This is a genomic window from Lentzea sp. CA-135723, from assembly GCF_050936595.1.
Classification (GTDB): domain Bacteria; phylum Actinomycetota; class Actinomycetes; order Mycobacteriales; family Pseudonocardiaceae; genus Lentzea.
Window position 1 is genome coordinate 823414 of sequence record NZ_JBNJMK010000001.1, and the last position, 7742, is coordinate 831155.

General features: G+C 67.0%; 8 protein-coding genes. All 8 read left to right on the forward strand.

What is annotated here, in order from left to right:
• The first annotated feature begins 442 nt into the window (after positions 1–442).
• The 8 genes from ACQEU1_RS03410 to ACQEU1_RS03445 all read left to right on the forward strand — a co-directional run bounded on the left by ACQEU1_RS03410 (position 443) and on the right by ACQEU1_RS03445 (position 7683).
• Entirely contained in the window at positions 443–1642 is a 1200-nt protein-coding gene (locus ACQEU1_RS03410; protein ID WP_433196100.1) for a diaminobutyrate--2-oxoglutarate transaminase, read from the forward strand.
• 48 nt (positions 1643–1690) lie between these two features.
• Positions 1691–1888 carry an MbtH family protein gene (locus ACQEU1_RS03415; protein WP_433196102.1) on the forward strand — a complete coding sequence of 66 codons (198 nt, stop codon included), beginning with the start codon at positions 1691–1693 and terminating at the stop codon, positions 1886–1888.
• Between the two features lie 26 nt (positions 1889–1914).
• Entirely contained in the window at positions 1915–2901 is a 987-nt protein-coding gene (gene sbnA, locus ACQEU1_RS03420; RefSeq protein WP_433211289.1) for a 2,3-diaminopropionate biosynthesis protein SbnA, read from the forward strand.
• A complete protein-coding gene (sbnB, locus tag ACQEU1_RS03425; RefSeq protein ID WP_433196104.1) occupies positions 2894–3919 on the forward strand; it encodes a 2,3-diaminopropionate biosynthesis protein SbnB in 1026 nt (341 codons plus the stop codon). Before sbnA ends, sbnB begins: the two co-directional genes overlap by 8 nt.
• 2 nt (positions 3920–3921) lie before the next feature.
• Entirely contained in the window at positions 3922–4044 is a 123-nt protein-coding gene (locus ACQEU1_RS03430; RefSeq protein ID WP_433196106.1) for a hypothetical protein, read from the forward strand.
• 192 nt (positions 4045–4236) lie between these two features.
• Positions 4237–5607 (forward strand): DUF885 family protein, encoded by a 1371-nt coding sequence (locus ACQEU1_RS03435; protein WP_433196108.1) that lies wholly within the window; start codon positions 4237–4239, stop codon positions 5605–5607.
• Entirely contained in the window at positions 5604–6875 is a 1272-nt protein-coding gene (locus tag ACQEU1_RS03440; protein WP_433196110.1) for an MFS transporter, read from the forward strand. The genes ACQEU1_RS03435 and ACQEU1_RS03440 overlap by 4 nt, the downstream gene beginning before the upstream one ends.
• 1 nt (position 6876) lies before the next feature.
• Positions 6877–7683, forward strand: coding sequence for a formylglycine-generating enzyme family protein (locus tag ACQEU1_RS03445; protein WP_433196112.1), 807 nt, complete (start codon positions 6877–6879; stop codon positions 7681–7683).
• Positions 7684–7742: the final 59 nt, after the last annotated feature.

The following is a 7742-nucleotide window of genomic DNA, read 5'->3' on the forward strand; positions in this document are numbered from 1 at the left end:
GCAGTTGAACACTTGAACGGTCAACTAGGCCTCAATGCGCCAATCGTGTGACATTCCGAGGGGCTGGAGGCGGGCATGAGGTCGGAATACCGCGTCGTGGCAACGGTTTGGCGTTCGGCAACTGCCGGGAGGATCACCACGCAGCTCACTGGACCGCCAGTCGTCCGCTCTGCCGGGCAGGACGTTGACGAATCAGATCGCCGCAGGCCAGAGCTTCTTCAGGAAAGCTCTCCGTCGGGATGGCCGAGCTGAACGGGCTGGTCGGGCAGCCCGCTACCGCGTCGCGGAAGGTGGCGCCACGAGCACAGTGCAGGACAACTGCTGGCGATGGCGGTGGCCGTGCGTCCTTGACAAACCTCGTCGAAGTATGAGGAAGATGGGGTAGACAGTCACGGGCAAGTTGCTGTCGAGTGCGCCGCGCAACCTGGGGGGTCAGCAGCGGATGGCTTTAGTTTTTGATGCCGTCGAGTCGGCGGTCCGGAGTTATTGCCGGAGTTGGCCTGTGGTCTTTGACCAGGCCAGGGGAAGCTGGATCGTCGACGAGAACGGTAACCGATATCTGGACTTCTTCGCCGGTGCGGGAAGCCTCAATTACGGGCACAACAATCCACTGTTCAAGGAGGAGCTGCTCGACTACGTCTCAGCCGACCGAGTCGTCCACTCCCTGGACATGCTCACCACGGCGAAGCGGAGGCTGCTGGAGGCGCTGACCCGGTACGTGCTCGAACCGCGTGGGTTCGACTACCGCGTCCAATTCACGGGCCCGACCGGCGCCGCCACCGTCGAGTCGGCCCTGGAACTCGCCAGGAAGATCACCGGGCGACACCTCGTGCTCGGGTTCGAGAACTCGTTCCACGGCATGAGTCTCGGCGCGATCATGGTCAGCGACAACGGGATCAGCCGGGCCCACAGCGCCCCGTTCGCCAGGCAGGTGCCGCTCGTGCACGGTCGGCTGGACGGGCTTGCCGAGGTGTTTGCGGCGAGCCGGCCCGCTGCGGTGATCGTCGAGACCGTGCAGGGCGAGGGCGGTGTGGTCGTCGGCGAGGCCGAGTGGTTGCGCGGGCTTTCCGCCCTGTGCGCCGAGCACGGAGTGCTGCTGATCGTCGACGACGTCCAGGTCGGCTGCGGCCGCACCGGCCCGTTCTTCAGCTTCGAGTCGGTCGGCGGCGTCGTGCCGGACATCGTCTGCCTCTCCAAGTCCATTGGTGGTTATGGACTTCCGCTCGCGCTCACGTTGATCAGGTCCGATCTGGACGTCTGGTCGCCCGGTGAGCACAGCGGCACGTTCCGGGGCAACAACCTGGCGTTCGTCGCCGCGGCCAAGGCGCTCGAGACGTATTGGGCCGACGACGTGCTGGAGAAGGACACCCTGACCAAGGGAGAGCTGGTCCGGGAACGGCTGGCCGATCTGGCCTGCGACAGGAACCTGGGCGTCAGGGGCACCGGGCTCATCAACGGGCTCGTGTTCCCGACCGGTGAGCAGGCCCGTGCGGTGTGCGGCGCCGCGTTCGAACGCGGCCTCCTGGTGGAGACGTCGGGCCGCAACGGCGAGGTCGTGAAGCTCATGCCTCCGCTGACCACCACGGTGGACGAGCTGACGCAGGGACTCGACCTGCTGTCGGCTTCCTGCGGCGCGGTGTGACGACCGCCTCGCCTGACAAGTGCGATTTCCAGATGGGGGACAACATCCGTGTTCGACGATGAGAACGCCGAGTACTTCGTGGTCGTCAACGACGAGGAGCAGTACTCGCTGTGGCCGGCGGACCGCGAGTTGCCGAACGGCTGGCGGGCGGACGGGCCTGCCCGTCCGCGGGCGGACTGCCTCGACCACATCGAGCTTGTTTGGACGGACATGCGGCCCAAGAGCGTCCGGGAAGCAAGCGCATGAACGAGCGTCGCGGGGGAGTACCGGGCCTGCGGTTCGTCACCGCCCCGCACGAGCCGTTCGACTACCAGGTCTACGTCGACCTGCTCCCTGCGTTCGGGCACGATCTCAAACTCAAGGTGGAGGGCTTCAACTTCGCGGGCTCGTTGAAGCTGCGCGCCGCGGCCGGCCTGGTCGCGGCGGCGGAGCAAAGCGGGCGGCTTGACGACGACTCGATCCTCATCGAGTCGTCGTCCGGGAACCTCGGGCTCGCGCTCGCGATGATTGCGGCCAGCAAAGGACTGCGGTTCGTGTGCGTCACCGATCCGCGGTGCAACCGGAGCACGCTGAACCTGCTGCGTTCACTCGGTGCCGAGCTCGTGGTGGTCACCGATCCGGACCCCAAGGGCGGGTACCTGCAGACCCGGCTGGACTACGTGCGAGCCCGGTGCGCTGAGGACTCCCGGTATCTGTGGCCGAACCAGTACGCCAACCCGGCGAACTGGATCGCGCACTACGAGACCACAGCGCCGGAGATCGCGAAGGACTTCCCCGACCTCGATCTGTTGTTCGTCGGCGTCGGCACCGGAGGCACGGCGACGGGCTGCGCCAAGTACTTCCGGGACAACGGCGACGAGGTGAAGGTGATCGCGATAGACGCGGTGGGCTCGGTGAGCTTCGGTGGCGAGGCGGGACAACGCTCGATTCCCGGTCTCGGCGCCAGCGTCGCGCCGCCGCTGCTGGAACCCGAGCTGTTCGCGGATGTCGTGCACGTCGCCGAGGAGGACACGGTGCGGTGCTGCCGTGAGCTGGCCCGTGGCGGGTTCCTGTTCGGTGGTTCGACCGGGACCGTTCTCAGCGGCGCGCTGCGCTGGCTCGACGGGCAGGACTCGGGGTGGCGGCCGCGAGCGGTGGCCATAGCACCCGATCTCGCCGACAGGTACGCCGACACCGTTTACGACGACGACTGGGTAGCGGAGCGCTTCGGTCCGGCAACACCGGCGCTCCAACGGAATCTGGTGGCAGAACATGGCTGACAACACCGCGCCACGCCCTTTCGTGGTGATCTCCGGCAAAGCGGTACATGACGCGATCCTCGGTCGCGAGAAGGAGATGCTCGACCTCGTCGAGCACGGGTACCGGCTGCACGGCGAGGGCAGAACGGTCAACCCGCCGTCCTACTTCCTGCGGTTCCCTGACGAGCCGGCCAACCGCATCATCGCGCTGCCGGCTTCGGTCGGCGGTGATGGCGCGGTGTCCGGCATCAAGTGGATCTCCAGCTTCCCCGCGAACGTAGGCAACGGCATTCCTCGGGCGTCTGCGGTGATCCTGTTGAACGACAAGGAAACCGGCTACCCGCTGGCGTGCCTGGAAGGCTCCATCGTCAGCGCGGTGCGCACCGCCGCATCCGCGGCGCTGGCCGCTGTGCGGCTTGGCGGCGGCCGCCCTCGGCCCACGAAACTGGGGATCGTCGGAACCGGTTTGATCGCGCGGTTCGTGCACTCCTACCTCGCTGCCGCAGGACTCGAGTTCGAGGAGGTCGGTCTCTTCGACCACAGCGCGGAGCACGCCGAGGGCTTTGCCGGTTATCTGGGACGTGCGGATACGGTCCGGATCACCGTGCACGACAGTGCGGAAAGCCTCGTGAAGTCGTCGGATCTCCTGCTCTTCGCGACGACGGCGGCGGCACCGCACGTCGAGGAACCGGGCTGGTTCGCGCACCACCCGTTGGTGCTGAACGTGTCGCTGCGCGACCTTTCGCCGGCGGTGGTGCTGGACAGCTGCAACGTCGTGGACGACGTCGAACACTGCCTCAAAGCCGCGACGTCCGTGCATCTCGCGGAGCAGGCCACCGGCAACCGCGACCATGTGCACGCCACGTTGTACGACGTGCTCACCGGTGCGTTCACGCCGCCGGTCGACCGCACCGTGGTTTTCTCGCCGTTCGGCCTCGGTGTGCTGGACCTCGTTGTCTCACGCGACGTCTACGACCGGACCACAAACGGAGTGGTCGTGGCCGACTTCTTCCACGAAATGTCTCGATACGGAGGATGAAGATGATCTTGTCTCAGCTGGTCGACGCGGAGCAGCTCGACTCGGTGTCCAACGAGGAACTGCAGACGATGCTCGCGGAGGTCGACGGAGAGGTCGCGTTCGAGCAAGAGGGCGACGACGAGTAGATGGTCGCAGCCGTCCGATCCGGGGTGCCTGCCACTCCGGACTCCCTGCTCTTGGCAGAGGCAGTCGAGCTGTTGTTCGCGTGCCACCCGCACAATGCGAGGCTTGCGGGTGCACAAGAGTTCTACGGTGTGCTGCCCGACGAGGGACCTGATCCTGCCGCGTTGGCGTCACTGAGCGCGCGACTCGGATCGGTGGTCTCCACCGATTCCGAACACCGGGCGGACCTGAGCGCCGCGGCACGACTGGTCGACGCCGAGCGGTTCCGGGCAGAGGAGCTGCGCGTGGCCCACACCGACCCGCTGGGCCCGCTGGCGGAGACCGATGTCGACGTGTACGCGGACCTGCCGGCCGAACGCAGGGAAGGCGCGCTGGCCGAGCACGTGCGCGCACTACCCGGTTACCTCGACCGTGTCGCTACGCGGCTGGACGACAGGCTGCCCGCGGGACTGCGGCTGCGAGCGGCCGAACGCGCGCGGGCCTCGGCCGGACACCTGGAGGGAGACCTGCGGTCAGTGCCCGGCGCGGAAGCGGCCGCCGAGGCGTTCCGCCGCTACGCCACCGCGGTGTCCGCAGCCAAGCCCGTGGCGGGACTTCTCGGCCTGGAACGCCTCGCCGGGCTGCTGCGGACCCATGAGGGCGTCGAGACCCCGCCGAAGGACCTGTTGGCCGAGGTCAGCGACGAGGTCGGCAGGCTCGCGGCCGAGCTGGACCGGAAGTCCCGTGCGCTGGGCGGCACAGCGGCCGAGCTGCTGAGCGCGGCGGAGCTGCGCGGCTCGGTGCTCGGCACGACCGAGAAGATCGTCGAGCGGCTGCGGGAATTCTGGCTGGGCACCGGCCTCGTGACCGTGGATCCCACCGCCATGCCGGACATCAGGCGGATGCGCCAGCGGGACGGCACGGCCGCGGTGGAGATCGTGATCTCCGGTCCGCTGGACGAGATCCGCCGACCGCACGTGCTGTACCTGCCCGACCCGGACCTCACGGCGGGCGGGCCGAGTGCGGCGGTGTGGCGGAACTACCTGAACGAGCCGATGCTCGAAATGATCGCCGTGCACGAGACGTTCGCCGGTCACTACCTGCACGCGAAGATGAGCGAGAGCATGCGGAGCATTGTCCGCAGCTGCCTGCGCACCAGCGGGTTCACCGAAGGCTGGGCGCATTATGCCGAGGAGCTCGCCGTGGAGTGCGGTCTCGCCGACGGCCGCCCTCTGGTCGAACTGGCGCAACTGCGGTCCGCGCTCGTGTCCGCGTCCCGGCTGCTGATCTTCCTGTCCGTCCACCTGCGACGGTGGACCTTCCAGGACGCCGCGGACCACCTGGTGCGGGTGTGCGGGTGGGCGCCTCAGGTGGCGGTTCGCGAGGCGCTGGTGGTACCGGGCGACTTCGACTGCACGGCGTACTGCCTCGGCAAACTGGCGATCCGGCGCTGGCGGTCGGGCGCAGGAGGCGATCTGAGAGCGTTTCACGACCGGATCTTGCGAGCGGGTTTCGCCCCGCTGGCAACGGTCGAGGAGTACTGGACGGCACGACCGGTTGAGAACGGAGCAGGAGTCAGCCCGTGAGGTCAAAGCTTGGCTCGGATTTTCTGAGGCTGTGGGTGGGGCAGGGAGTCAGCCAGTTCGGCTCCCAGGTGTCGGTGCTGGCCATTCCGACGCTCGCCATCCTCGTCTACAACGCGACGCCGTTGCAGGCCAGCCTGATCGGTGCGGCACAGGTGGCCCCGTTCGCGTTGTTCGCCCTGCCGGCGGGCACACTGGTGGACAGGTGGCCCCGGCGCAGGACGTTGATCGTCTGCGACGTCGGCCGTGCGCTCGCGGCCGGTGCGCTTGTGCTTGCATATCTGACCGGCTACCGCGAGATGTGGGTCATCTACCTGGTGGCCGCAGTGATGGGCATCTTCACCGTGGTGTTCGACATCGCCTACCTGTCATTGGTTCCTGACGTGGTCGGCAGCAAGGATTTGCTCGGTGCGAACGCCCGGCTGAACGCTACCGACTCGGTGGCCGGGACCGCCGGTCCCGCGATCGGCGGCGCGCTGATCGCCGCGATCGGCCCGGCGAGAACGGTACTCGTCGACGCACTGTCCTATGTGGTCTCCGTTGTGGCGTTGCTGTCGATGAAGACGCGCGAGGAGCCTAAGAACAAGCCGAAGCTCGACGCGCGCACGATGGTGGCGGAGATCCGCGAGGGGCTCCAGTTCGTGTTCAAGCATCCGGTCCTGGCGCGGCTGGCGGTGGCGAACGCGACGTTCGACTTCGGCATCGCGATCTTCCAGTCCGTGTACCTGATCTTCCTTTACAAGACCCTGCACCTCTCGCCGTTCGAGGTCGGGTTGCTCGCGGCGATCACGGGTGTCGCGAACGTGCTGGGCGCCATGACGATCTCGTGGGTGGTCGCGCGTTTCGGACTCGGCCCGACCCTCGTCTACTCGCTGCTGGCGGGTGGGGTCGCATACCTGTTCGTCGTGGCCTCGGACTTCGGTGCGGCGGTCCTCGTGCTGATCGTGATCAACGTGATCGCCGGGTTCACGAACGCCTGGTACGACGTCAACCAGTACACGTTGCGGCAGACCGTAACGCCGGGCCACCTGCTCGGCCGCGTGAACGCGACGATGCGCATGACCTTCTCCGGCCCGCGGCCGCTCGGATATCTCCTCGGCGGTGGCCTCGCCATGTGGACGAGCGTTCCCGTGACGGTGTTCCTGGGAGCGCTCGTGTCGGCTGTGTCCGCGTTGTTCGTGTTCTTCGGTCCGATTCGGAAGATCCGGTCGAGCGGTGAGGAAGAAGAAGGCGTGGAAGTAGCGAAGACATCACCATCATCTGGAGCGTGACGTGAACGTGGAATTCGACTGGGTCGGAATCGCGGGCGGGCCCTTCACCATGGGTGTAGACCGGGTGCGTCCGGACGGCACGCAGGACACCGCCTCACCGGCGCACGAGGTTGACGTGCCGGAGTTCCGGATCGCGCGCTCGCCTGTGACGATCGCGGACTTCACGAGGTTCGTCCAAGCGACCGGATACCGGACCACCGCGGAGGAGATCGGCAAGAGCTGGGTGTGGGTTGGTGGCGAGAACACCACAACGCCGGGTCAGGACCACCTGTGGCTGGAGATCGAAGGCGCGGCGTGGAACACGCCGCGCGGCCCAGGTTCGGGGGTCGGCGCCAAGGGAGACCATCCGGTCACCCATGTGAGCAGGGTCGACTGCCTCGCGTACTGCGAGTGGGCGGGAACCCGGCTGCCCACCGAGGCGGAGTGGGAGAAAACGGCTCGTGGTGTAGACGGGCGGATGCACGTCTGGGGTGACGAGGCGCCTACGCCCGACATCTGCAACCACAGCATGTTCGTCGGTGACACGACTCCGGTGGGGAAGTACCCGTCGGCGTCCGGGCCCTACGGCGTCGACGACATCGCCGGAAACGTGTGGGAATGGGTGTCCACGGGATGGCACCAGTATCCGTTCGACCCGAACAAGGTGCAGGCGCTGAACACCAAGAAGGGCAAGGTTGGTCTCGGCGTCCTGCGTGGGGGTTCCTTTTTCAACGACTGCAACCCGTCCACTCTGAGGGTCACGCTGCGGCTGTACTCACTGCCGCTCTACACCTGTTACGACGTGGGTTTCCGGGTGTGCGCGGCCTGACCGGCCGAGCTTGAGGGCGCGGCTGTCCGCCCTTCCGGATCAGGCAGCGAGCAAGAACT